The sequence below is a fragment of the Liquorilactobacillus capillatus DSM 19910 genome, from assembly GCF_001434915.1.
GTDB classification, from domain to species: domain Bacteria; phylum Bacillota; class Bacilli; order Lactobacillales; family Lactobacillaceae; genus Liquorilactobacillus; species Liquorilactobacillus capillatus.
In genome coordinates this window covers 26,775-53,110 of sequence record NZ_AZEF01000032.1, presented here as the reverse complement: position 1 = coordinate 53,110, position 26,336 = coordinate 26,775, and the positions used below count along the sequence as shown (strand labels likewise).

Here is a 26,336-nt window from a genome sequence, read left to right as displayed (position 1 = left end):
ATAATGCCATTTAAGCCACAAGAGCAAGATACGAAACAAAAAGTTAGGCAATAGCAAGTAGCTTAGAGCAGTTTTTTGAATTAGTTCCTTACCTATGGGGCAATAATCTTAGCACAACTTTTCCCTTGACCTTGCGTCTGTACTTGGATCTGATAGGAGATCTGTTCCTGCAACATTGTAACATGACTAATAATACCAATCATTCGGTTATGGCTCTCAATATTCTCTAAAGCCGCCATTGCCATTGAAAGCGAGTCTTGGTCGAGTGAACCAAATCCCTCATCAACAAATAAGGTGTCAATACTGATCCCACCTGACTCATTTTGAATTACTTCACCCAGTGCAAGTGCCAAGCTCAGCGCGGCAATAAAGCTCTCTCCTCCGGAAAGGGTATGAACACTTCGTACCTGACCAACATTATCGTCATAAACATCAATTTCAAGCCCCGTATTTTTCTGGTAGGCTCCAGCCTCTTTGTGTAAATGCATAGCATAGCGTCCAGAACTTAACTGCTTCAAATGCTGATTGGCCACTTTAAGAATTTCTTTTAGCTGTGCCTGTAAGACATAACGCTCTAAACCTAATTTGGCATCCCCACTTCCATTCACTGTTTCAACTAAGAGTTGAAGCTGGTTGATCTTCTCTTGTTGGGCATGAATAGCGTGATCATTTTCCTTGACCCGTTTTAATAATTCGTCATTCAGCAAAGTCTGCTTGTATTTTTTCTCATATTGAGCCCGTAGCTGCTCTTGGACTTGGTCAAGCTGTTGAAGTTTGGTTTGTTCCTCATCTAGATCAATCAACTGATGATCGCCCACGATTTGTTCATACGTTGAAATCGTAGTTTCATTCTTTTTTAACTGCTCTTGATAATCATTAATCTGCTGCTGCAAATCAGCTAGTTGGTCTTCTTGAGGTATTAAACACTGCAGTGGCTCCCAGCTACTTGTTCCAAACCGTTTTGAAATAGCTGTCGTTAGTTCATTTTTAACAGTTTTCATTTTTCCCTTAACCTGTTTTAACTGTTGTTCCAAACTACTTTTGGTTGCCTGTAAAGCTGCCTGCGTCTGTTTAGTCTCTTCCAGTTGGGCACGATTAAGGTCAACTTCTCGGTCATAACTGTCAATTGCTTGTTTAATTTTGTCTAAATGCTGATTCAAAGCAGTTAAATCACTAAACTTACTGGGCAAACTATGCGTCGCATCCTCCAGTTTAACTGCGTACTTTTGTTGTCTAACCTGTTCATTTTGGCAATCATGCTTTAACTGAGCGACCTCTGGCTTCAATTGATCTAAGGCCTCTTTAATCTGTCCTTGTTGCTCCTGCTCGGCTTTTAAATCAGCCTGCTGCTTTTGAAGTTCAGTTCGTTCAGCGATATTTCTACTGGTCTCGGTGGCGACCTGTTGACTAACAGTCTCTAGGTCAGCTGGTATTTCTTGTAAAACTTGTTCCACAATTAGTTCAGCCGTAAATTCTTTAAAAGCACTTGCTAATTGGTCTTCTTGTTTAGCAGCTTGCTTAACTTCTTCACTGAGTTTAGTCTTAGCAGCTGCTTGCTGGTTCTGCAACTGCTGTAGCTGTGTTTCCGCAGCTTTGATATCATCATCACTGACACTGGGCAGGTCAGCGATATGGGCAGGGTTGGGATGAGCTGTACTCCCACAAACCGGACAAGGTGTCCCTGGTTTTAGTTGCTTAACTAAATTCACGATTTGATTACTTAACCAATCGCTACGTAAAGTGGTATATTTATTCTGCATTTGTTCTACGCGCGTCGTCAATTCGTGCAAGTCACGGCTATTTTGCCCAAGCCTAACCTTTAATTCATTATTAGCCTGCTGTTCCTGGTTTAATTTAGCTAACTGTTTCGCTGCAGTTTTTAAAACCTTAAACGTCTGGGTTAGCTGGTTGAGCTGTTCCGTCAGCCCCATAACTTGATTCAGTTTTTCTGTGATCTGTTCACTTTGTTTCTCTAAAGCTGCTACCTTCTCTTCCTTAGTCTTAAGTCGCTGTTCAACCTTAGCAACATTAGTTTCTGCTTGTTTAAGTTGGTCCTGCAGCTCATACATCCGCTTAAATATCGGTCGTTGCTCTTCAAGCACTGACTTTTGCTTAAGTCGTCGATCCTGTTGCGGCTTTTGAACCTGCAACTGTTCCTGCTGCTGGGTCTGCTTTTCATGGCAATTCATTTGAACATGCATTTCGCCCACAGTTTTTTCTAGTTGATGTTCGTTTTTGGAAATCTCACCTTGCATTTCCTGAAATTGAACATACTTGGGTTTCAAATCTTTTGCCCATTTCAAGTTAGCCGCTTGCTCACCTAACTGATCATACTGCACTTGCTGTGCTTTTAAAGTTTCCTGTTGCTGCCGTTTCACGGCTAACTGCGTGATCTGTTGGTTCATCTCAGCTGCCGCGTGAAACTTTTGACTAGCATCTGCATAATGTTTTTGAATAGATCGTCGTTCTTCGTCTAAGTTCTTTAACACTATATTGGCTTGGGTTTGCTGCTGCGATAGAGTCGCTATCTGATCATTAATACTACGTTCTTTAATATTAACTGGTACAGGATCCAACCAGACTACTTTTGCCAAATCACCATCGATAGCATGCTTAGCATCCTTAGTCTTAGTAGTCTGTTTTTTGAGCATCTCCTTCAGCGTATCACTCCATCTTTGATAAAGCTGTGTTCGGAAAATCTTGCGTAAAACGTCTTCCTTATCTGAACTAGATGCCGTCAAGAACCGTCGAAATTCTCCTTGTGGCAATAAGACGATTTGAACAAACTGTTCACGGCTGATTTGTAAAATATCTAGTAATTTAAGATTGATATCCCGCATCTTAGTAATTTCAGCGAGCTTCTCTCCCGCTTTAAAGATCTCAAGTCGCCCTTTGCTTTCAAAGATCTTAGTCCCAGTTCCTCGTTCTTTATCTAATTCTTGTTTTGGACGACGAACAATCCGATAGGTTTGTCCCTGATGTTCAAATAATAACGTTACCTCAGTCGCTGTTCTAGTGTCCGCAAAATCCGAGCGCATACTTTGCGGTGTCCGATCATCGCTAGCGCTGCAACCATATAGAGCGAACGTCAGTGCATCAAAAATAGTCGTTTTCCCACTACCGGTTTTCCCCGCGATCAAGAAAATTGATGCTTCATCAAACTTAGTGAAATCAATCGTCTCATCCTCATACGGTCCAAAATTTTTAAGTATTAATTTAGCTGGTTTCACTATTTAGACTCCCTTTTAGCAGCGATTTTTAATGCTTCCTGCGCCCATTTGATTTGCTGCGGTGATAAATCATCTTTGGCAACTTGTTTATAAAAATCACTTAATAGCTCAATTGGATCCTTTTGCCGGATCTGTTTGCCACTCTCACCTGAACCTTCGACATTAGTTTCATACCCATCTGCACGATTAAGCGCGATAATGTTAGGATATATCTCACGCAGTCGTGCCATGACATTCGGAATCGGTTTGCGGTCTTTTAATGTTATTCCAAAGTAATTGTCTAACTGTAAGTCTTTATAGAAATCTTTATCTTCTAATGTTTCAAAGTATTCTGTTAATTGTTGAACGTTTTTAAGCGGTGTCAATGGCTTGAATGTTATTTTGAAAGGTTCCGTATCAACAATAAAGACTCCTTTTTCCTGCTTAGTTTCCGACAAAGAAAACTTTAGCGGTGAACCACTGTAACGTGCATTCTTAGCATGTAGAGCATTCTTACCATGTAAATGTCCTAGCGCGACATAATCGAAATCTTTTAATAATCCAGCCGGAACAGCTGCTAAACCGCCGACCTTCAACTGCGTTTCTGAATCGGTAGTCGCGCTGCCAGCTACAAAAAAATGCGCGACTAAAAGATGTTTTTTATTGGGATCAAACAAGGTCTTCATCTTAGCAACGATTGGTACAATCGCCTGCTCTAAATGCTGTAAACTATCGTCATTGAAATATTGCTGTGCAGCAAAAGGTTCAAAATACGGTAGTAAGAAGAGTTGTGTATCCGGCAGTTCAACAGGCTTAAAGGCTTGTTCCAAACGGGTATACATGTAAAACTGCGTACTTTTAAACCAGGGTGTCCCAGTTGAAAGGCGAATAGCACTGTCATGATTGCCAGAAATAGCATAAAGTGGTACTTTATCAACTAAATTCAACTGCTGCAGCATCTGATTCAACTGCGCGACCGCTGCTTCAGATGGCATACTGCGATCATATAAATCACCTGCCATAATTATCCCATCAACGTGTTCATCCAAGGCGATCTGTTCAATTTGTTCAAACGCATGGTTTTGTTCCTTAGTTAGGTCAAAACCATGTAACCGCCGACCGATATGCCAGTCAGCTGTATGTAAAATACGCATATTTTACTGTTTCCCTTCAGTTTTTGATTTTTTTAAATTTAATTATAGAAAACCACACTACTTCGCTAACAAGCTTAATTGTATAACAAGTCGCTATCAACTTTAAATTCTTTATTGGTAACCGAACCACTATTATCCAATGAATGCTAGAAATATTAATAACAAAAAAAGCATGTCCATAAGTCGTAATTTTGAGAAGTAAGTGTAAACCAACTCTCAAACCTCACTGACACATGTCATACTTTTTCTTGTTATGTTACTTAAGCTAGATCCTCACCATTTGAAGAAATAACTTTTTTATACCAATAAAACGAATCTTTCTTAAGTCGTTTCAAAGTTCCTTGACCATCATCATCTTGGTCAACATAGATGAAGCCGTAACGCTTAGACATCTCTGAAGTTGAGAAACTGATTAGATCAATTGGACCCCACATCGTATAACCCATCAGTTGGACCCCATCTTGAATAGCTTCCTTCATCTGGACGATATGCTTACGCAGATAATCGATCCGGTAATTATCATGGACTTTTCCATCTTCAAGTTTATCCAAAGCTCCCAAACCATTTTCGACAATAAATAATGGTTTTCGATATCGATCCCAAAATTCGTTTAAAGTGATTCTCAGTCCAACTGGGTCAATCTGCCAACCCCAATCTGATTCTTCGAGGTATTTGTTTCGACCACCAGTTGCCATGTTACCATTGACCTCGGCGCCGGTCGAAGCGCTCGTTACGGTGGTCATGTAGTAACTGAAACTGATAAAGTCAACCGGTGTCTCTGCCAAAATCTGCTGGTCTTCAGCTGCCATATCAATTTGAATTCCATTTTCAGCAAAATACCTATTCATAAACTCAGGATATTCTCCTCGTGCCTGGACATCAGTAAAGAACAGGTTCTTTTGATCTTCTAATTGGGCCGCACGGACATCCTCTGGTCGGCAGGTTGCTGGATATGTCTGCATTCTTGCAAGCATACAACCCATTTTAGCCTGCGGATCAAGTTCATGTAGCTGTTTGGTTGCTAGTGCACTGGCAACTAATTGATGATGTAGTGCCTGATAACGGACTTTTTCTTGTTCTTGTTTACTTAAATGGCTATCAACAACACCGGTTTCATGAAAGCCCCATGTCCCTGTGTTGATCTCATTAAATGTCAACCAATACCGAACACGCCCGCGATAGCGTTTAAATACGACTTCTGTATAACGGGTAAACGCGGCAATCGTCGCGCGGTCGAGCCAGCCATTCTGTTTTTTAGTCAGTGCCAATGGCATTTCATAGTGCGAAAGCGTAATTAATGGTTCAATTCCATATTTTTCTAATTCATCTAACACACGGTCATAAAACGCTAAACCAGCTTCATTCGGCTGTTCTTCATTGCCCTTAGGGAAAATGCGGGCCCAGGCGATTGAAAAGCGAAATACCTTAAAACCCATCTCTGCAAAAAGTTTAATGTCTTCTTGGTAATGGTGGTAAAAATCAATCCCACGTCTCTTAGGGTAGTTAGCAGTCGTCTTATCTTTGATAGCCTCTTCAATCGAAGTATCATCAACGATATTCATCGACATTTTCTTGCGGTCATCTGCTTTTCGAACAACTTCAGCAGTCGTTAGCCCTTTACCATCAATATCCCATGCACCTTCAATTTGGTTAGCAGCTGTTGCCCCACCCCATAAAAAGTCCTTGGGGAATTCTTTTGGAAAATCAGTCTTATACATATGGATTGTTCCTCCTCTTTAAAACTTTTTTATTTTAATAATTGCAGCGTCAAAACAGTGTTATGCTCAGCAGCTGTTTCTTGCGTACTAATAACTTCATACTGTTTGGTGTTTGTCACGATCATCATCACTGTATTATCATAACCAGCTTCCTTGATCTTAGCAGGATCAAAGGCCAGTAATTCGTCACCTTGGTCAACTCGCTGTTCTTGTTTGACCTTTGTTTCAAAGTACTTCCCATTAAGTTTAACTGTATTGATCCCAATATGGATCAAGATCTCCGCGCCTTGGTCTGAAATAATTCCAATCGCATGCCCTGTTGGATAAACGGCACTAATTGTCCCACTGACCGGTGAAACGACTTTGTTATCCGTTGGGACGATCGCGATCCCCTTGCCCATTGCCTCTGATGCAAATACTTCATCGTTAACACTTGTTAACGGAATAAGAGTTCCTTGAACAGGTGCCAGTAATTTTTCAGTTTCCCCATCCATTTCTTCTGCCACAGCTTGGCTCTTGCTTAACCCAAAGAAGTAGGTCAAAACTGCACCTAAAACAAATGATACTGCAATTCCAATTATAGAGCCAATGAAACCTTTACCAAGGTAAGTTGGAATAGCCAGCAAACTTGGCAATGTAAATGAACTCGCTCTAACTTGGAAGCCCCCAATAATCGCACCACCAATTCCACCAGAAATAACGGCGTAAATAAATGGTCGTTTCAATTTCAAAGTTAAACCATAAATAATTGGTTCAGTAATTCCAAAGATTCCTGTGATAACACCTGAACCAGCTAAAGCTTTTTGTTTTTTATCTTTTGTTTTCAAGAATATCCCTAAAGCTGCTCCAGCCTGTGAAATAACAGCTGCACATAAGATTGGTAGCAGTGGATCATAACCCATTTTACCCAAGTTGTTCATCATCACAGGAACAAAAGTCCAATGAACTCCGAAGATAACAAAGACTTGCCAGAAAGCACCCATGATCGCACCTGCTAATGCGGGTGCGAAGTTATAGATTGACGTAACCATCGTTGATAAAACATTTCCCACGGAGGACCCCAGCGGCCCAACCACGATCATTGTTAAAGGCACCATAATTGCTAACGAAAACAACGGTGTAAAAATATTGCGCACTGCTTCTGGAAAAATATTATTCAAAACCGGTTCAATAAAGGATAAGATCCAGACGGCTAAAAGAATCGGGATGACCGATGAAGTATAAGTTGTTGGGACCACCGGGATTCCGATGAAATGCAGTGTTTGTGCTTTTGTTGCTGTGGCGACCAGTGTTGGATAGACTAGTGATGCCGCTAGAGCCACCGCAACATATTGATTGACATTTAGTCGCTTAGCAGCCGTGAAGGCTAAGAAAATCGGTAAGAAGTTAAATAATGAATCACCAGCGGCGTACAAGATCTCATAGGTACCACTTGTTGCACTCATCCAATTGAGAGCTACAAATAATGCCAGCAGGCCTTTCAAAATCCCAGCACCCGCCATTGCACCTAGAAATGGTGTGAAAGTCCCTGAAATAAAGGCTATAAAGCGATTAACGAGATTGGTCTCTTTTTCCTGCGGTTGTGTTTTTTGCTCTTCATTATCTAAGCCAGTCTGCCTAGCTATAGCCTCAAAAACATTTGCAACTGCGTTCCCAACAACGACTTGATATTGTCCAGCTGATTGAACGACTGTAATTACTCCGTCCAAATTTTCGATTTCCGCGGTCTTAGCCTTCGACTCATCCTTTAATTTAAACCGTAAACGAGTTGCACAATGCCAGGCAGTGTTGATGTTCTCTTTTCCACCAATATTTTTCACAATATCAGTTGCTAATTTTTCATAATCCATTTTGTTCACCCCTAAAATTATTTTTAAAACAAAAACCCAAGTCGATATCAAGCTCAGACTAGTAAAGTCTGAAGCTCATATCGACTTGGGTTTTGCCTAATCTAATAGTTACAATCCCTTTTGTGTAGTTTTTTTATTAAGATCATCCAGGATCCGCTGAATGTGTATGGTCAAATAGATCTGTTCATTTACCGAAAGCTTAACTTGCATCTGTTTACTGATAAAGACGGTTACTTTTTTAGTACATTCATATGAAGCCGGATATTTTTTTACTACATGTTGAAATAAAAACTCATCATCACTGCCAGCTTTATTAATTTTCTTCTGCAAGATTCGCTCTGCCAAAAAGCGAACATGAACTAGAAAGCGTCTGTAGCTCATCGTATCTGGATCCAACTTTAACTGTAACTGATATTGAATAATTTGAACAATATCTCCAATCAGTTTCGTTATTTTAACAGTTCCACTGCTTTGCGGATGATCGATACTGCTCTCAAGAAACTTGATCGCAATAAAACCTGCTTCATCCTCTGGCAGCCGTATCTTCAAATGCTGTTCTACCATCTTCAAAGCCGCTGCAGCAGCTTGATATTCATTCGGATAGTAGTTTTTTATCTCCCACAATATCTCATTATGAATCTGGATCTTCTGCTTATATCTGGTAACTGCAAAATCCAAATGATCAGTTAATGAGATCAAAAGATAATCATTGAACTTTGTATGCAGCATTTCCTCAGCCTGTTTAATAATCCCTGCTGACAGTTCCAAATAATCAGGTGCGATATTTTGAATCAAATCGTGAAACAGTGTAAACCATTTATCATCAGTTGGTGCAAAGACTTGACTGACCTTCTCTCTTTCAATAGGCATTCCTGGTCTCTGTTTAAACCCGATCCCACGCCCAACCAGTACGACCTCCTGTCCGCCTTGACTCGCTAAAAGAACATTATTATTGAAAACCTGCTTAACCTTCATAGCTTCTCCCCAGACAATGATGTAAAAAAACCTGTACACAAATTGCTATATAAACTATTACTAGTCTATAACTACAATTCGTGACAGGTTTTACCCACTTATGACAGCGGTAACAATCCTTCGACAACTAGAATGTTACTACTTTTTGAGCCTTTTTGCAAGTGCTTTATTTAACTTTCTGAACCGATCCCGACTAATTCGCTGTCGTATAACCGTGCAGCTTCCTTCCAGTTAGCAACATGCCAGAAAGCTTCAATATATTCTGGTCTGCGGTTTTGATATTTTAGGTAGTACGCATGTTCCCAAACATCAAGCCCTAACACAGGAGCCATCCCTACGGAAAGTGGCGAATCCTGATTAGCGGTTGTCATAATCTTCAATGTTCCAGCTGTGTCCTTAACAAGCCATGCCCAGCCTGAACCAAAAACACTCAGAGCCGCTTCTGTAAATTGTTGTTTAAACTTATCAAAACTACCAAATTTATGCTCAATAGCCTCAAGGAGAGCTCCTTCTGGGGCAGTGTCAAAATGAGGCGAAAGTAGTTTCCAGAAAAGCGTATGGTTAGCGTGACCGCCACCGTTATTCCGAACTGCTTTTTTTATACCTTCAGGTACCCTATCTAACTGCATCATCAACTCATCAACAGGAAGTTCTGATAATTCGGGATGTTTCTTCAAAGCTACATTCAACTTATTAATATAGGTCTGATGATGTTTATCATGATGCAAGCGCATCGTTTGCTCATCGATATAAGGTTCTAACGCACTGTAATCATATGGTAAATCAGGAAGCGTATATGCCATATTATCAATCTCCTTTCGTCTGTAAGGGCTTTAACTTATTACATTCTAACCCATAGAATTATAAAACTCCAAGAAGATGCTTAGTCTTTTTACGCTGACATAGTCTTATAGGTATTGCTAATTTTTAAAACTATCCTCAAATATCACATAACCATCGAATATAGATATGAAAGATACGCTATTTTATTTGAACATTTGTCATCACTCGGTCGGCATAGCTTTCCATAAAGTGATTAAAAGATCACACTAAGCAGTCGAAGGTCGCACTCAAGTAAAAAGCTGTAGGTTCATGCCTGTTCTAATCAGTAATGTATTCTATCTTCAAAGATTAATACAGTGGCATCTGGAAGTAAAACCAACAATTATTTTTACATATCTTTTCTCTTAAATCTCCCAGACGCATACCCAAAATTCTGCTATCATCAAAAAAAGCTCTAACCCATTTCTAATCCCCTAGGTTAAAGCCCAACAAATTTTTTACTTAATTTTTTAATTATTACTCAGTAATATCAGCACCAAAATATTTTTGAGACAATTTTTTCAGTGTTCCATCTGCTCGTAAATCCTTTAAAGCTTTGTTTGTTTCAGAGCGTAATTTGGTAGACTTCTTATTAAACAAACCAACAATCTTAGCTGGTTCCTTCTCGGAAGAAAGATCATGGTACACTAATCCATCAGTTGAGTTGCTCTTTTTATATGAATACCACGCTTCACGTGCATTAATTGTAGCATCAACCCGCTTTTGTCTAATCAAAGACAGACTCGTTGCAAAATCACCTGACGGAACAATTGTAGCACCGTTTTGTTTTGCAACCAGTTCATTATTGGTTCCAGTTCCCTCAGCCAGCTTCTTGCCCTTAATATCCTTGAGTGTTTTGATACCATCACTGTCTTGCCGCGTAATCAGCGCATAGCGCGAATAGATATATGGCTTGGAAAAAATATAGCTCTTAGCACGCGCCGGTGTGGCAGTTATATTGTTTAATACAACATCATATTTGTTGCTCCCTAAACCAGCTACTAAACCATCCCATTTTGTAGGAACAAATTTAGCCTTTAGTCCCATTTCCTTTGCAAGTTTATTTCCCAAATCAACTTCAAAACCTGTTAATTTACCGTCTTTACGGTAAGAGTAAGGCGAATAAGTTCCTTCAAGCCCAATTGTCAGTGTTCCCTTTTGATTAAGTTCTGATTTATAACTGTCTGCTGAGTTTGTTTTTTCTTTCGATGAGGAACATGCTGCGAGAACAACTCCAGCGGCTACAACATTAGCAACTAAAAACACCTTTTTAAATAATTTATTCATTGTTATTTTCCTCCATTTTTAAATGTTTGCAAATGTCATCGCTGAGATAAAATCTGCAATTCTTTTGTTATCAGTTTTAAAGAATCTTTCATTCGGTCCATCAAATAAGATATGTCCGTCTTCAATAAAGATAATCTTATCGGCAACCTCACGAGCAAATGCCATATTGTGCGTTACAATAATCATTGAACGTTTTTCTGTTGAAATTTGTTTCAAAACCTTAAGTACTTCTAACTCCAACTCTGGATCGAGTGCGCTGGTGGGTTCGTCCAATAAAATATATTTTGGCTGCATTGCCAGCGAGCGGGCAATTGCTACACGCTGTGCCTGACCACCTGATAGCTGATTAGGATAAACATCCGCTTTATCAGCTAGACCAACTTTTGCCAGAAGGGTGTGTGCTTCCCTCTCAACCTCAGCTTTGGGGCGATGCAGTACTTGAACTGGTCCTTCCATAATATTTTTCAGCACTGTTAGGTGTGGAAAAAGATTATAACCTTGAAACACCATCTCAGTTTGCTTCCGAATATTAAGTGTATCTTTGACTGAAATTCCTTTGGCAAAATCAAAAACATCGTCATCAAAGAAGTACTTGCCAGATTCTGGTCGTTCCAAAAGATTAAGTGATCGCAGTAAGGTTGACTTTCCTGAACCAGATGGTCCTAAAATCACAGTCGTTTGATGTTCAGGAAAAGTCGTTGTGATATCAACTAATGCATGATGCTCACCAAAACGCTTGTTAAGTTTTTCTAATTTAAGCATAGCTGTCTTTGTCTCCTTCTGATCTTAATCAACGTTTGTGATATAACGTGAAGTTATCTTTTCAAGATATCCTTGAAGCCATGACAGCAATGAACAAGCAACCGCGTACAAAGCAGCTACTAAACAGTACATAATCAATGGCTGATAATTCTCAGCTGCAATCTGTTGGCTGACTTCAAACATTTCTACGATTGTAATTGAAGCTGCCAGTGAGGTATCCTTGACCAAACCGATGAAACTATTAGCCAACGGCGGCAGTGAAACCCGCACTGCTTGGGGTAAAATGATCCGCGAAAGTGCTTTTGATCTAGTCATTCCCATAGAATATGCCGCTTCCCATTGTCCCTTGGGAATCGAAAGAATCGAAGCTCTGATCGTTTCTGAGCAGTAAGCACCAGTATTCAGCGAGAAAGTAATGATACCCGCTACAAGCGGTGTTAGCTTTATTCCGTCTGGCGCAATGCCAGCTATCTTCAGGTACGGTAATCCAAAATAAACAATAAACAACTGTACTAATAATGGCGTGCTTCGGAAAAGCCACACATAAAATCTAAAAATTGCTTTAAATATCCTGAATGGTCCTTTCTTAGTCGATAACCTGACCAGAGCCGTTATCAGAGCAAGTATTAATCCTAGCAAAAACGAAACGATCGAAATCGGGATCGTGTACTTTAAACCCGCAACGATCAATTGCGGTGTTGCATTGACAATAATATCCCACATAATCTTAAACTGACACACCTTTCAATAACACTCTTATTTTTTAAATGAGTCCAATACCTGTGTAAGATCGTCAATTAGATCCTGTGCATCTTCAATCCCAACAGATAAACGAATCAACTGTGTACTTATACCGCAATCTTGCAGATCCGCAACTGACAGTTCAGCATGGGACATCTTATATGGCAATTCTACCAGACTTTCAACTGCCCCCAAACTGACAGCTAGCTTAAATAAACTCAACCGTTCAACAAACGCTTTTGAATCAATGGCTGCAGCCAAATCAAAACTCACGATTCCACCAAACCCGCGGCACTCTTTTTGAGCGATCTCATGATCTACAGATCCTTCTATCCCCGGATAGTATGCTTTGACTATTTCTGCTCTTTTAATTAAAAAAGCAACAATTTTAGCTGCATTGGCTAAGTGCCGATCCATCCTCACCCCCAATGTCTGTATTCCGCGTCGAATCAGGTTTGAATCCTCAGGCGATAAAACTCCACCAAGAGCATTTTGCGAAAAATAGATTTTTTCACCTAGCTCGTCCCCCTTAACAACCACCAAACCTGCGATCACATCAGAATGTCCTCCTAAGTACTTAGTTGCCGAGTGAATAACAATATCAGCTCCCAACTTTAACGGTTGCTGCAAGTATGGCGTTAGGAAAGTGTTGTCAACAATCGTCAATAAATGATGCTGTTTTGCAATTTCTGCGATTGCTTTAACACTGGTAACTCGCAAAAGGGGGTTAGTGAACGTCTCAAAGTAAATTGCTTTGGTGTTAGGCTTAATAGCTGCTTCAACTGCTGCCACGTCCTGTGTATCAACCGTTGTGAATTCGAGCTGCCACTTCTTGAAGTACTGGTTGACAAGCCTAAAAGTTCCCCCGTATATCTTATCACCAATAATAATGTGGTCGCCAGGCTCAAAGATCGCAAAGGCAGCGTGAATCGCTGCCAGCCCAGAAGAAAATGCAAATCCACGCGTTCCTCCCTCCAACAGTGCAATCTGTTCTTCCAGAAATGCACGTGTGGGATTTCCCGAGCGGGCATAATCCCACTTGACCTTTGCATCAGCATTTTGATAGACATATGTTGATGAATTATAGATTGGGACATTGACTGCTCCTGTATTATTGTCACTACAACAGACTCCGTGAACCAAATTTGTGTCGAAATTCGTCATATTAAATTTCCTCCTAAGCCATTCGCTAGCGTTGACTTTTTATATATTTACTTTGTGTTTCGACTAATTAAAAATAAAAAAATCCCCCCACTTCTTTTTAGAAGTGAGAGGTCCCACGGTACCATTCTAATTATGCAGGAATGCATAGCTAAACTACTATCTTAATAATAGTGTCCCAAAATAACGGAGGGCACGCCGTCTGCTGCTTAAACAAGTTCTCGCAGCAACCAATCACAGGTCATTTTCATAATTCCATCTAACAGCTGCTTACACCAACCACAGCCTCTCTTTGATAAATGAAAAAACTACTTTCCTGATCAATTTGTTTATTAAATCTTAATTATAGATACTTATTCTAACCTAATAAATAGAAATGTCAACCCTAATTAGTTTAGGTGATATTTCTTTTAAAAAAGAATTTTATAAGTTAAACCTTAATTTAAAAAATCGAGCCGATAAGTCCATATTTTTTCTTTAAGATATAGCGCACTCCAAATGCAATCACAGCTAGGATCGCATAAACGATCGGTTCAAAGGTTCGGTTCAGTACTCCTGGAACTGCCATCACTAAAGTATAAGCTGTGATCCAGATAACCACCAGCGCTCCTGAAAGTAGTAGTGTCCGCCACAATGGGATACGATTCTTGCGATTACGGCGATAACCGGCGACTTTGTAGAAATATGCCATTCCCAAACCAGCAATTACAGAAGTTACGATAAGTGTTAAGATCCCGCCATTGACCTGTGCTTGTTTCTTCGAAAAAGCACCTAAAGCTGCATACATGATACAGAACATCATGAACATGATCAAACCATTATCCAGAGCAACACTCCAATAGGAAGGTTCCTTAGGCTTTTTCTTTGGTCCAGCAATAATTGCGTCAACACGCTCACTGACCGTTCCGTAAAGCTTATTAGCGGTAATACCTTGCCGTTGTTTTTTACGCAGCTCGGCTATCATTTCGTCAACCGCTTGCTTCCTCTTTTCAGCAGGAACCCCTCTTTCCTCAAGCATTCGACTCAAGCGGAACATGTAATCTTCATTCCGCTTTGTCAGTCCTTCGAGTGTACTTGCAGGAATAACCTCATCTTTTTTGGCCTGTCGTTGTTCAGCCTGCTTTGCGGCTACCTTTTGATTACGCTGCTTATTATTTTGTTTATTTTCTTCTGTCACAAGTAATCTCCACCTTTATCTCTTGCTTCACACATTAAACGTTGAATCTGAATTCGATAATATCCCCATCTTGAACAAGGTATTCCTTACCTTCTGAACGAAGACGCCCAGCTTCACGAACAGCGGCCAAGCTACCATATTTATCCAAATCTTCGAAGGACATCGTTTCAGCTCGAATAAAGCCGCGTTCAAAGTCCGAATGGATAATACCAGCAACTTGTGGAGCTTTCATTCCGCGTTTAAATGTCCAGGCGCGCGTTTCTTTGCCACCAGCAGTAAAGAAGGTCGCAAGTCCCAGTAACTTATATGAAGCTTTGACTAAACGATCCAGCCCTGATTCTTCAACGCCTTCAGCTTCAAGAAAGTCCTGTTTATCTGCATCGTCAAGTTCAGCAATTTCTTCTTCCGTCTTAGCGCTAACTGCGATTGTTTCTGAACCCTCAGCTTCAGCAAACTGGTTGATTTGCTGGACATATTGATTAGCATCCGGATCAGCCATGTCATCCTCAGCAATGTTAGCGACATACAAAACTGGTTTAGAAGTCAATAAGAACAATCCCTTAACTACTTTTTGTTCTTCTTCGTCAAAGTCCAGGGAGCGAACAGGTTTGCCAGCTTCAAGGACCGGTTTGATCCGTTTTAAAACTTCAAACTCTGCTACGGCTTCCTTGTCTTTAGTCCGGGCAACTTTCTCAACACGAGCATAGCGCTTATTGACACTATCCAGGTCTGCAAGTGTTAATTCGAGATTAATCGTATCAATATCATCTAAAGGATCAATTTTGTTGCTGACATGCGTAATGTTATCATCATCAAAAGCTCGGACAACATGGACGATCGCATCTACCTGACGAATATTCTCAAGGAACTTATTGCCTAAACCTTCACCCTTGCTGGCACCCTTAACGATCCCTGCAATATCTGTGAATTCAAAGGTTGTATGAATAAGTTTTTTAGCGGGGATCAGTTCATCGATCCGTATCAGACGTTTATCTGGCACTTCGACCATCCCGACGTTAGGATCAATCGTTGCAAAGGGGTAGTTCGCCATCTCTGCCCCTGCTTTTGTAATTGCGTTAAATAAGGTTGATTTACCTACATTGGGTAAACCAACGATTCCTGCGGTTAATGACATAGTTATTCTTCACTCTTTCCTAATCTTGATCTTCTTTTTTAGCTTGTTCGAGGACTTTCTTGAATTTACGGTTAAACTCCCGCCGTGGCATCATAATCAGATGGTTACAGCCGGTACACTTGATCTTGATATCCATTCCCATTCTGATAATCTCCCAGCGGTTTACCCCGCAAGGATGCTGTTTCTTCATCTCAACAATATCGTGCAGTGCATAGTCTGTCGTTGGCATCTAAATTCCTCCAGTCACTAGTCTGCGTTCCTTAATCAATCTAGGCTAATCCCTAAAAGGTCTAGAATACGATTGAAATCTTTAGTTGATAAATAATCAATTTCAATTTTACCCTTGCCCGCTTTAGATCTGCTCTTGATCGCAACTTTGGTTCCAAATTTTTCCTGTAGTGCTGTCTCACTCTGCTTATAATAAGGTTCATATGGATCTTTGGCAGTTTTTTTGCCTTTCTTAGAGTCCTTACCATTCATTTTAGCAATCAGTTGTTCCAATTGGCGAACCGTTAAATTATCACGCAGCGTTTTCTCGGCTAACATTACTAATTGTTTTTTATCCTTTAACGCTAGCAAAGTCCGTGCTTGTCCCATGGAAAGTTTTTCTGCCTGCAGCATTTGTTTGACTTCTAGCGGTAGCCCTAACAGTCTGAGGTAGTTAGCAATATACGGTCTGCTCTTACCCAAACGTTCTGAGACTTGATTTTGGGTCAAATTAAGCTTTTCCATCAGTGTATTATAGGCCTCTGCTTCTTCAAGCGGAGTTAAATCTTCACGTTGCAAGTTTTCCAAAACAGCGATCTCCATCATGCTGGCTTCATCTATTTGGCGCACAATTGCTGGGATCGTCTCCTTGCCCGCAAGTTTCGAGGCCCTAAAGCGGCGTTCACCAGCAATAATTTCATACCCTTTGATCGTTGACTTGCGTACGATAATAGGCTGAAAAACACCAGTCTTTTTTATGGAAACTGTTAGCTCTGCCAACGATTTTTCATCAAAAGTCTTACGTGGCTGATATGGGTTAGGCCTGATCTCGGCTAATTTTAATTCAGTCACAACTTCTTCATTATCGCTGGAATCGTCGAACTCTTGAAATAAAGCTTCGATTCCACGGCCCAAGCCCTTATTATTCTTGTTAGTCATGTGCGGCCAGCACCTCCTTGGCGAGAGACATATATTCTTTTGCACCACGTGAATTAGGATCATAATCAATAATTGCTTTTCCATGGCTAGGCGCTTCTGAGAGCCGAATATTACGTGGAATGACTGTTTTATAAACCTTATTTTTAAAGTAATTCTGGACCTCAGCAACCACCTGTGTCCCAAGATTTGTTCGTGCATCCAACATTGTCATCAAGACGCCTTCGATTTTTAAAGATGGATTAAAATGCTTCTGGACCAGTCGAATGGTATTCATTAGTTGACTTAATCCTTCCAAAGCGTAGTACTCACTCTGAACTGGGATCAAGATCGAGTCGCTTGCACTAAAAGCATTGATTGTTAAGAGCCCCAGAGACGGTGGGCAGTCAATTAAAATATAATCGTAATTGTTCTTGATCTGCTTGATTGCATCCAACAATCGCGATTCTCGTGCCATCTGAGATGTCAATTCAATCTCAGCCCCAGAAAGTTGAATCGTTGCCGGGACGATATCAAGCCCCGGCCGGCTGCTAGGGATGATGGTCTCAGCAATTGGATATTCGTTGACCAATACATCATAAATATCTTTTTCAATTTTGGCCTTATGAATACCGACACCACTGGTAGCATTCCCCTGTGCATCAGAATCGATCAACAAAACTTTCTTACCTAACTCCGCGAGGCATGCTCCTAGATTAACACTGGTGGTCGTCTTACCGACACCGCCCTTTTGATTTGCCAATGCAATCACAATTCCCATGAATCTTTCGCCCCCTAATTTTTCTTTGGATCTTCCTTGCCCTTTTTCTCAAGCGGGATATCAATAATAATTTGATGAAAATCTGGCTGATCTTCTTCATGTATCTTGATCTTCATTCCGTTATCATTAATCATTTTAAGTGCCTTTTTTATTGTATTAACTGCTACGCGAACATCACTTGTCGAACCTTTAGATCTTTTTTTTGCGGGGCTTTTTTTAACTTTTTGAGTCATCTGCTGAACAAGTTTCTCGGTTTCCTTAACCGTCATCTTTTTAGCGATAACCTGTTGTAAAACCTCTTCTTGCTGTTTAGCTGTTAAGCTAAGCACAGCCCGTCCATGCCGTTCAGTAATTTTTCGTTCTAGAATAGCCTGTTGACCAAAATCTGTCAGTTTAAGTAATCGCAACTTATTAGCCACAAAAGACTGGCTCTTACCGATCGCCTGCGCTAACTCGCTTTGAATCAGCTTGTTTAACTCCATCAGTTCCTTGTAAGCCTTGGCTTCTTCGATCGCCGTCAAGCCTTCACGCTGCAAATTTTCAATCACTGCCATTGACGCTGCCTCAGTATCCGACATTTCTTTGATCAACGCCGGAACCTTTGCCCAGCCCAATTGGGTCACAGCGCGGAAACGACGTTCACCAGCAATGATCTCATAATGTTCTGGTTCATACTGACGCACAACGATCGGCTGTAATAAGCCATGCTCCTTGATCGTTTCAGCCAATTCGCTTAACTTGTCGTCAGCAAAAACTTTACGTGGTTGGAAACGGTTAGGGACGATCTGTTCGAGTGGAAGTTCTGTGATTTGTTGCCGCGTCTCCGTAGTTTCTTTTTTCTTTTTGTTCCAAAACGAAAATGCCATTAATTTTGCCCCCTAGTCTCAGTCTTTAAAAGAGGTGATTTGGCAGGAGTTCCTGGCTTGCGTGGATATTTCTTAGGTGTTGCAGCGACTTTAGCAAATGTAACAATATGCCGCTCATCATCTGTCTCCGGCAACTGCAGCTGCATATCCGTGAGCACTTTTCCGCCTAGCTTTTTAAGTGCGTACTGTGCTTCTGCCAACTCTGACTGTGCCTTCTGAGCCTTTAAAGCGACAAACTTACCGCCAACTTTGACTAATGGCAGACATAGTTCAGATAGCACGGTCAGCCGTGCAACTGCACGGGCAGTCACGATATCAAAGCTTTCACGAAAAGAACTCTTTTTACCAGCAAATTCTTCCGCTCGTGCATGGTGGAATACTACCCCATTCAGTTGCAGCTTAGCAGCTAATTCATCCAAAAACTTGATCCGTTTATTGAGTGAGTCAACAATCGTAACTTGCAGTTGGGGAAAAGCGATCTTCAGTGGAATTGAAGGGAACCCCGCGCCTGCGCCCACATCACATAAGCTCAATTCCGCGCTTTGCAGCTCTTTGACCACCAGTGCAGGCAACAATGAATCATAAAAATGTTTCAGATACACTTCTTCTTGCGCAGTTATTGCCGTCAAATTAACATGCTCATTAGTTGCTACTAAAAATTCATAATAGATTGCATACTGCCGCATCTGCTGGTCCGTTAACATAACATCATGTTGGGCAAGCTCTTGTCTGAAACGCTCTGGAGTCATAATATTCCTCTTTCATCTCTTAAATTAAACTATCGTCTTCTTTGTGAAACAATATGTTTCACACACTCCTTTAGTTTAAAGTATTTTTGAACTAAATACAAGAGAAGGCCCGGTTTTAAAATGACTTTTTCCGGACCTTCCTTTGTATTAAATTATTAAAAATAGCAAAAACTAACTGATTTATTTATTATCTTTTGTCTGCCGAATAGCACAAGCTAAAATAAAGCCGATGATCTCTAATAAGCAGAAAAAGATAAAGGCGTTGCGGTAGCCGTTAACTGAGCTGATCGAACCGCTGCCGGCGGCCAAAATCAAGGTTGCTACAGTAACACCTAACGCACCTAGCAGCTGTCTGACGGTTGTAATGATTGCTGTTCCATGCGATATCTGACTCTCTGCTAAGGAGTTAGCACCTAAGGTCGTTGCAGGCATCATCACAAATGCATTTCCGCCTTCGATCAACATAGCGAAAATAATCATCGATACCAGCGTTAGATTCCCGGCAAAGACGACTAACGCGCCCCAGCCACAGACCAACATCGCCATCCCAATAAGCAGAGTCTTTTTGAAGCCGATTTTTTCAGTCAATTTACCAGTTAGTGGATTCAAAATACTTAAAAGAATTGCTGGTGGTACTAAGGCTAAGCCCGACACCAAAACTGATGTATGTAGTATCTTCTGGTAATAAAGCGGATAAACAACTGTGACAACGATCAATGAGATATAAGCGATCCCGGTCAATAGAACCGCCAGATCAAAGTTCACGACCCGCATCACTCTTAATTTTAATAGTGGTTCTTTCAGTGTAAACTGGCGGTAGATGAAGTAGGCGGTAAATGCAAGACTAAGAATTAATAACACTAGTAATGCAGGCGTCATTTCCAGCTTGCTGCCATAGGTTTGAACAACATACAAGATCCCGATCAATCCAAATGAAGCAATTACTGAAATAAAGTCAAAGCCGCTGTGTTGTCGTGGTAAAACATCATAAATATTGAAAAGTGCACTTACAAATACAATTGCGATTACAAATAAAAAGAAACCGAAGAGACTTTGCCAACTGAGATAATTTAAAATGATCCCTGAGATGATCGGCCCACACGCTAATGCCGATCCCATGACCAAACCTGCTAATCCCATTACAGACGGCCGTTTCTTCACAGGTGTGATCGTCAACAATACTGTTTGAAATGACGGGAACAACACCCCAACCGCGACTGCTTCAAGTGCTCTTCCTAGCAGTGCCAGTATAAAGTTCGGTGCCATGATGATCATAACTGTCCCCACCATAAAGATCAGCAGCACACTTAAATAAATCTTTTTGAACGAGAAATTATTCAACAACCACGGGCTTAACGGCATCATCACACACATAATCAGCATAAAACCGGTCGTCAACCACTGAATCGTTGGTGCATCTACACCAAAATAGTGCATTAAGGTCGGATAAGCAGTTGATAAGGACGACTGACTGATAGACATTGTGAAAGTTCCGGCTAATAATGTCCAAACAAAAATAGTTCGTTTGATTCCATGTAATTCTTTTTCTTCCATTTTATAACTCACTCCTAAACTATTACTTTAAATGATAGTTTATTAAATGTAATTTGTAAACATTCTAAATTACTTTTTGAAAGTTAGCGTGCAAAAAACTAACTTTAGTTAAGTTCTGATACCCTTTCTTTTTAATTTAATTTTAATTTCCCTTTTCAGTAATAATAATTTGAATCAACTCTATTAAAGCGCTATCATTAAAGAAAGATAAAGCTTAGGAGGCGGTTACTATGAACAAAGATCTTCGTGTTATTTTAGCTTTAGCAATCATTTCACTGGTTATTCTACGCGGTTATCTCTTCAATGCTTCTCCCATTGATGCCTACCTTGATTATGGCACGGTATTCTTAGCACTGATCGTTATGCCGCGTCCCAAATTCGCACTCTGGCCGCGTAAAACTGAAGATTAAATAAGAAACCAAACTAAAACAAGAACTTAAATAAGTAAGACTAGTAATTAAGTCTTACTTATTTAAGTTCTTGCTGTGTTTTAGAGAAAACTTATTAATAAGTTTTTACGGTTACGATCAATCTTTTTCATACTTAATAAGATCTCCTGGTTGGCAGTCCAACACCTGACACAGTTTTTCGAGTGTGGTAAAACGGACTGCCTTGGCTTTACCCGTTTTTAAAATAGAAATATTAGCCGGTGTGATGCCGACTAACTTTGCAAGTTCATTAGATGAGATGTTTCGCTCTGCCATAACAACATTTAAAGTAATCTTGATCAAAACATTTCCTCCTAAGTTAAATCGTCAAACTATTTTCTTTTTTGAGATCAACTGCCATCTTAAACGCGATATAAACCACATAAATCACTAAAAGAGTAATACTATCACCAATAAAAGAACTTTGAAAAGTATTACTTGAACGTCCTAAATGGGTTTCTGTCAAATGGTTCGTCCAGAAGAGGAATGGGTCACTGCACACTAGCCAAATTTGTGCCCATACAATTTGCTTGATATTTTGAGCATTTTTAAGATTAAAGACTTGGCCTTTAAGAACGTTTTGCAAAATATTCTGTACAGCTCTTAATGCTATGTATGCTCCTACAAACATTAAGCTGATTCCACAAATAAAGCTCAAAGCATACTGTACACGCGGAAAGTTCCTGATTGCACTGTCAGCAACAACAGTATGCCCTTGTAAAATAAACATTGAATCGTCATTAATTAAGTTTTCCTTGATATTACCTGATAAGATATCGACTACATAAAAAACTGAACCAATAAATGCTAACCCTAAAAAGGCCAAAATAATTCTTGTAAACACATTTAGGCAACGAATAATTTTTTTATAATTATGTTTCATTTTCTTCCTCCTTATATCGAAAAACGATATTTTATATATCCAAATCAATGATAAAACATTGTTTTAGAATATTCAAGGGGAGAAAGTTAATTATATCTTTGAAAAAGATTGTCTGAAACTAAATTGAGTAAGAATTCAAACAAGTAGTTTCGTTCTTTGACCACACTTGTTCAAGTTCTTATTTGTTTTTAGATTTAGCTGTTACATCAACCGGCCAGCGGCAAGCCCCAGGTTGCGAGAAATCTTCAGCTCCAGCAATAGTTTGGTTATAATGATTTCCCCACGCTGCCATTGCATCGATGACGGGTTCCAAGGTTTTACCGAACTCTGTTAATGTATAATCTGTTTTTAGTGGCATAGTTGAATAGATATTTTTACTGATCACACCATCTTCTTCAAGTTCATTCAGCTGCAACGCCAGCATTCGGCTGGAACAAGCTTGAATTTCTCTTTGAAGTTCCCCAAAATGACAGATGCCATCCTTAAAAAAGTGGTATAAAATGACAGCCTTCCATTTGCCGGCAATTATCTGTAACGTACTCTGCACTGGACAGCCGTCTTGACACGCATAAATATGTCGCTGCATCTCTTATCGCTCCCTTAACAATCTGTTTTAATATCCAAAATACAGGAGTCGCGTTTATTTTTCAATTATTATTGTTGAACACAGCCTTGGATGGCTCACCTTACAAATTCTTCATTATTGCGCCTGCTTGTACAGTGGTCAATAATAACTGTGAAAGAAGGGACTTGGATGACTACCATGATGAAAGCGATCGGTTTTAAAGAACACTTACCTATCGAAGATAATAATAGTTTATTAGAATTTGCAATACCTAAGCCAGTCGCTAAGGGGCATGATTTGTTAGTGAGGGTGGAAGCTGTTTCCGTTAACCCAGTTGATGTCGGTGTTAGAAAAAGCGGGCATAGCAAACTGCAACAACCTAAAATCATTGGTTGGGATGCAGTCGGTGTCGTTGAAGAAAGTGGCAAACAAGTTACACTTTTCAAAAAAGGCGACCGTGTTTTTTATGCCGGCTCTTTTAAACGTCCTGGCAGTAACAGTCAGTACCAGTTAGTTGATGAGCGCATTGTCGGTCATGCTCCGCAAACTTTAACAGTTGACCAGGCGGCAGCCATGCCGTTAACTTCGTTGACCGCGTGGGAAGCTCTTTTCGAACAATTAGCGATCGACCCGCAAGCTCGCGCGGCCAATCGGGCTAAAACGCTTCTGATCATTAATGGTTCTGGCGGGGTCGGCTCCATTGCCGTTCAGTTGGCGCACTGGGCGGGGCTGAAAGTTATTGCTAGCGCCTCACGACCTGAAACCATCGACTGGGTGACTTCATTAGGAGCAGATCAAACCGTCAACCACCGTAAAAGTCTAGTAACAGAGGTCCGCAATCTTGGCTATAAGTACGTTGACTTCATCCTAGAACTAAATGACTTAGATGGCCACTGGGATGAAATGGCAGAATTAATCAAACCCAGCGGTCATATTGCCTCAATTACCGAGAATCACCATCCTGTCAACCTCCGGAAATTGACCCAAAAACGAGCTACTTTTGCATGGGAATGGATGTACACTAAATCCTTCTACCAAACTCCAGATATGATCAGCCAGCACCAGATCCTCGAACAAATTGCAGCTTTATTGGATCAAAAAGTCCTAAAAAGCACGCTGACTAAGACACTCACGCCGATCAACGTGCGTAATCTAAAAGAGGCTCATCAATTAATTGAGACCAATCATATGATTGGCAAAGTGGTTATCAGTAATCAGCCTAAGCATTAAAGACAACCATTAAGGAATCAATAAAAAACAGCCCTGCTTGAAATCTTCAGCGCTGTCTTGATCTTTCAAAGACCTAGTCGTCTCAATCTGTAGAATAAACTTCTGCAAGCCGAGACGGCTATTTCAGTTAAATCTATTTATTTACCTGCACTAATATAATCCAAAAGTTTGAACATGACCTGCTTATTTTCCGCAGGGACTGGGGTCTGTAAAATGTCAGCCGCCGTTTGCTTGAACACTGAACCGGTGATGTAAGGGAAATCGTTAGTTACCATCTCGCGTACATTATCAGTTTGCGGTTCAAAATGAAACTGCAGGCCAATAATGCGATGATTCATAACAAAACCTTGGTTTCTAACCCGCTCACTTGAGAATAGCAGCTCTGCTTCCTGTGGGATCGCAAACATTTCTTCATGCCAGTGCAGTGCCAACAGTTCTTTAGGCAACGCTGGAATCGCATCACTTTGCCGATAGACCGGCGCCCACCCGACTTCTTTAGCTGGAGCTTTGGTAATCGCGCACCCCAAGGTTTTAGCAAGCTGCTGCGCACCGTAACAAGCACCAAAAATGGGTTTATCAGTCTCCATTAATTTCTGGATAAGCACACGCTCTTGCTTGATCCACGGTAAGTCATCATTGGGACTCATTGGACCACCTAAAATAATAAGCATATCCGTTTCCGCAGCGGTCGGTAAAAAGCCGAATTGATACGGATGATAGATGTAGGCCTCGTGCCCATGTAGCCTACTCCAAGCTAAAATCGAGCCAGGTCCTTCGTTAGGAGTATGTTGTAAAATATTGATTCGCATGTGATCCCTACTTTCTTGCTTAAATAAAGTAACCTACATGGGTTCGATGCAAGTTATATAGCTTTTTACTAAGTATTACCTTTAACCATACTTTTTACAAGTCAAACAAATGGAGGTGAAAAAACAGTCATCCTACTTCTCCCGCCCCAACGGTGATAGCTTAGCCCCGACACCTGCCAGTGTGCGGATAATTCCAGCTAATAAGATAACCGTAAACATCGTTTGACCGTGTGCTAACAATACCCCACCACACCATGAGCCGACTGGGATCGAAGCGTAAGAAACCATCCGTGTCACCGCGATTACACGACCGAGAAGGTGGCGTGGAACCGTTCGTTGCCGCAGCGTAAAGTAAGTAATCACATTGATCGTTCCAAAAAAGCTGACCAACCCTAACACTATGCCAATGTAGAGATAGTTTTGGTTAAACAATAACAGCAACGTACTTAGCCCCGCTAAAATCGTACTTGATGATAATAACATCCCCGCTCTAAAACTCTCAACGATTCTGCTCCCAACAAAACTGGCAGCCAAGGCTCCACCGCCACCAAGTGCTAGCGCGATCGTTGCCTTAATGACCGGATAGTTTAAAGCTTCTGTCATATAAAACATGAAGTTAGCCTCAAACATATTGAGCGCAAAATTAGTAAATAGGAACATCAGTGACCCACTAAAAATAACTTTTTGCTGGAAACTATACTTAGCGCCTGTTACTACATCCTGTACTATGCCGCGCACTGGACGATTTTTTCGCGTTCGTTCAGTACGCTGCGGCAGTTTGAATAGGATAAGTGCGGCAATAAAAAAAGACAGTGTATCGATCAAGATAGCACTCATGCCACCTAAGAAAGTGACCAAGGTCCCACCTAACAATGGTCCCATAATTGCTAAAGTATTATCGACCATTTGAAGAGCCGCATTGGCACTGACAAACTGTTTTTGTACCGTAAGTTCTGGAATAATACTTTGGAAGCTGGGATGAATCAAAGGATCTACAGACGCGAGTAAAAATACCGCAACATATAATAAGCCAAAGTTGATACTTTTACTTTGCAGGATAAAAATTAAAAATAAACTGATCAGCCCAGCGGCAGCATTGCCACTAATCAAGATTTTTTTCTTAGCATAATTATCAGCTAAGCTCCCACCAAGTAACGAAAAAAGGACCCAAGGTACAAAAGATACTCCAAAAACCGTTGCGGCATGATAAGCAGAGCCAGTTTTTTCAAGAATAATGAGTGGCAACGCCAGACGATACAGCCAGTCGCCAATTGAAGAGATCAAAAAGCTCAGCCAGAGACAGCCAAATTTTGAATTATGCGATAACATGGTTTTCCTCCTAAATTAAATTACTAAGG

Annotated in this window: 25 protein-coding genes and 1 other annotated feature; of the genes, 2 read left to right on the top strand and 23 right to left on the bottom strand. The window is 40.6% G+C overall.

Features of this window, described 5'->3' with window-relative positions:
- Window positions 1-92: 92 nt before the first annotated feature.
- The 18 genes from FC81_RS07830 to FC81_RS07745 form a co-directional block, all read right to left on the bottom strand.
- Window positions 93-3,230: an AAA family ATPase gene (locus tag FC81_RS07830; RefSeq protein WP_057745324.1), complete on the bottom strand. Its 3,138-nt coding sequence runs from the start codon at window positions 3,228-3,230 to the stop codon at window positions 93-95.
- The gene (locus FC81_RS07825; protein ID WP_057745322.1) at window positions 3,230-4,363 is read right to left on the bottom strand and encodes an exonuclease SbcCD subunit D; all 1,134 of its coding nucleotides are present in this window, start codon (window positions 4,361-4,363) and stop codon (window positions 3,230-3,232) included. Before FC81_RS07825 ends, FC81_RS07830 begins: the two co-directional genes overlap by 1 nt.
- A gap of 260 nt (window positions 4,364-4,623) precedes the next feature.
- The gene (locus FC81_RS07820) at window positions 4,624-6,081 is read right to left on the bottom strand and encodes a glycoside hydrolase family 1 protein (protein WP_057745318.1); all 1,458 of its coding nucleotides are present in this window, start codon (window positions 6,079-6,081) and stop codon (window positions 4,624-4,626) included.
- Window positions 6,082-6,110: 29 nt separating this feature from the next.
- On the bottom strand, window positions 6,111-7,931 hold the full coding sequence (locus FC81_RS07815) for a beta-glucoside-specific PTS transporter subunit IIABC (protein ID WP_057745315.1): 1,821 nt from the start codon (window positions 7,929-7,931) through the stop codon (window positions 6,111-6,113).
- Window positions 7,932-8,039: 108 nt separating this feature from the next.
- Window positions 8,040-8,906, bottom strand: coding sequence for a BglG family transcription antiterminator LicT (gene licT / locus FC81_RS07810; RefSeq protein WP_057745312.1), 867 nt, complete (start codon window positions 8,904-8,906; stop codon window positions 8,040-8,042).
- Window positions 8,907-9,076: 170 nt separating this feature from the next.
- Window positions 9,077-9,709: a superoxide dismutase gene (locus tag FC81_RS07805; protein ID WP_057745309.1), complete on the bottom strand. Its 633-nt coding sequence runs from the start codon at window positions 9,707-9,709 to the stop codon at window positions 9,077-9,079.
- Between the two features lie 496 nt (window positions 9,710-10,205).
- Entirely contained in the window at window positions 10,206-11,015 is an 810-nt protein-coding gene (locus tag FC81_RS07800) for a transporter substrate-binding domain-containing protein (protein ID WP_057745306.1), read from the bottom strand.
- An 18-nt stretch (window positions 11,016-11,033) separates the two neighbouring features.
- Window positions 11,034-11,777, bottom strand: a complete 744-nt coding sequence (locus tag FC81_RS07795) for an amino acid ABC transporter ATP-binding protein (protein ID WP_057745303.1) — start codon at window positions 11,775-11,777, stop codon at window positions 11,034-11,036.
- 24 nt (window positions 11,778-11,801) lie between these two features.
- The gene (locus FC81_RS07790; RefSeq protein ID WP_057745622.1) at window positions 11,802-12,500 is read right to left on the bottom strand and encodes an amino acid ABC transporter permease; all 699 of its coding nucleotides are present in this window, start codon (window positions 12,498-12,500) and stop codon (window positions 11,802-11,804) included.
- A gap of 33 nt (window positions 12,501-12,533) precedes the next feature.
- The gene (locus tag FC81_RS07785; protein WP_057745298.1) at window positions 12,534-13,682 is read right to left on the bottom strand and encodes a trans-sulfuration enzyme family protein; all 1,149 of its coding nucleotides are present in this window, start codon (window positions 13,680-13,682) and stop codon (window positions 12,534-12,536) included.
- A gap of 96 nt (window positions 13,683-13,778) precedes the next feature.
- Window positions 13,779-14,012 (bottom strand) — a binding site (T-box leader).
- A gap of 109 nt (window positions 14,013-14,121) precedes the next feature.
- Window positions 14,122-14,856 (bottom strand): DUF1129 domain-containing protein, encoded by a 735-nt coding sequence (locus tag FC81_RS07780; RefSeq protein WP_057745296.1) that lies wholly within the window; start codon window positions 14,854-14,856, stop codon window positions 14,122-14,124.
- A 34-nt stretch (window positions 14,857-14,890) separates the two neighbouring features.
- Entirely contained in the window at window positions 14,891-15,991 is a 1,101-nt protein-coding gene (gene ychF, locus FC81_RS07775) for a redox-regulated ATPase YchF (RefSeq protein ID WP_057745293.1), read from the bottom strand.
- 19 nt (window positions 15,992-16,010) lie between these two features.
- Window positions 16,011-16,220 (bottom strand): DUF951 domain-containing protein, encoded by a 210-nt coding sequence (locus FC81_RS07770; RefSeq protein WP_057745290.1) that lies wholly within the window; start codon window positions 16,218-16,220, stop codon window positions 16,011-16,013.
- Between the two features lie 35 nt (window positions 16,221-16,255).
- Window positions 16,256-17,137, bottom strand: coding sequence for a ParB/RepB/Spo0J family partition protein (locus tag FC81_RS07765; RefSeq protein ID WP_057745287.1), 882 nt, complete (start codon window positions 17,135-17,137; stop codon window positions 16,256-16,258).
- The gene (locus FC81_RS07760; protein ID WP_057745284.1) at window positions 17,130-17,894 is read right to left on the bottom strand and encodes a ParA family protein; all 765 of its coding nucleotides are present in this window, start codon (window positions 17,892-17,894) and stop codon (window positions 17,130-17,132) included. The genes FC81_RS07765 and FC81_RS07760 overlap by 8 nt, the downstream gene beginning before the upstream one ends.
- A gap of 14 nt (window positions 17,895-17,908) precedes the next feature.
- Window positions 17,909-18,760: a nucleoid occlusion protein gene (gene noc / locus FC81_RS07755; RefSeq protein ID WP_057745281.1), complete on the bottom strand. Its 852-nt coding sequence runs from the start codon at window positions 18,758-18,760 to the stop codon at window positions 17,909-17,911.
- Entirely contained in the window at window positions 18,760-19,509 is a 750-nt protein-coding gene (gene rsmG, locus FC81_RS07750) for a 16S rRNA (guanine(527)-N(7))-methyltransferase RsmG (protein ID WP_057745278.1), read from the bottom strand. The genes noc and rsmG overlap by 1 nt, the downstream gene beginning before the upstream one ends.
- A 180-nt stretch (window positions 19,510-19,689) precedes the next feature.
- On the bottom strand, window positions 19,690-21,063 hold the full coding sequence (locus FC81_RS07745) for an MFS transporter (protein ID WP_057745275.1): 1,374 nt from the start codon (window positions 21,061-21,063) through the stop codon (window positions 19,690-19,692).
- 230 nt (window positions 21,064-21,293) lie between these two features.
- Here FC81_RS07745 and FC81_RS07740 point away from each other — a divergent pair, with 230 nt between their 5' ends.
- Window positions 21,294-21,473 carry a hypothetical protein gene (locus FC81_RS07740; RefSeq protein WP_057745271.1) on the top strand — a complete coding sequence of 60 codons (180 nt, stop codon included), beginning with the start codon at window positions 21,294-21,296 and terminating at the stop codon, window positions 21,471-21,473.
- Between the two features lie 117 nt (window positions 21,474-21,590).
- Here FC81_RS07740 and FC81_RS07735 read toward each other — a convergent pair whose 3' ends face one another.
- The 3 genes from FC81_RS07735 to FC81_RS07725 all read right to left on the bottom strand — a co-directional run bounded on the left by FC81_RS07735 (window position 21,591) and on the right by FC81_RS07725 (window position 22,960).
- Window positions 21,591-21,767: a helix-turn-helix domain-containing protein gene (locus tag FC81_RS07735; RefSeq protein ID WP_201781898.1), complete on the bottom strand. Its 177-nt coding sequence runs from the start codon at window positions 21,765-21,767 to the stop codon at window positions 21,591-21,593.
- Window positions 21,768-21,810: 43 nt separating this feature from the next.
- On the bottom strand, window positions 21,811-22,374 hold the full coding sequence (locus FC81_RS07730; RefSeq protein ID WP_057745267.1) for a DUF2975 domain-containing protein: 564 nt from the start codon (window positions 22,372-22,374) through the stop codon (window positions 21,811-21,813).
- Between the two features lie 178 nt (window positions 22,375-22,552).
- The gene (locus FC81_RS07725) at window positions 22,553-22,960 is read right to left on the bottom strand and encodes a winged helix-turn-helix transcriptional regulator (RefSeq protein WP_057745264.1); all 408 of its coding nucleotides are present in this window, start codon (window positions 22,958-22,960) and stop codon (window positions 22,553-22,555) included.
- A 180-nt stretch (window positions 22,961-23,140) separates the two neighbouring features.
- Between FC81_RS07725 and FC81_RS07720 the strand changes: the two genes are divergently transcribed.
- Window positions 23,141-24,169, top strand: a complete 1,029-nt coding sequence (locus FC81_RS07720) for a zinc-binding alcohol dehydrogenase family protein (RefSeq protein ID WP_057745619.1) — start codon at window positions 23,141-23,143, stop codon at window positions 24,167-24,169.
- A 137-nt stretch (window positions 24,170-24,306) separates the two neighbouring features.
- Here the strand turns inward: FC81_RS07720 and FC81_RS07715 are convergent, their stop codons facing one another.
- A complete protein-coding gene (locus tag FC81_RS07715; protein ID WP_057745262.1) occupies window positions 24,307-24,978 on the bottom strand; it encodes a type 1 glutamine amidotransferase in 672 nt (223 codons plus the stop codon).
- Window positions 24,979-25,110: 132 nt separating this feature from the next.
- Window positions 25,111-26,307 (bottom strand): MFS transporter, encoded by a 1,197-nt coding sequence (locus FC81_RS07710; RefSeq protein ID WP_057745259.1) that lies wholly within the window; start codon window positions 26,305-26,307, stop codon window positions 25,111-25,113.
- Window positions 26,308-26,336: the final 29 nt, after the last annotated feature.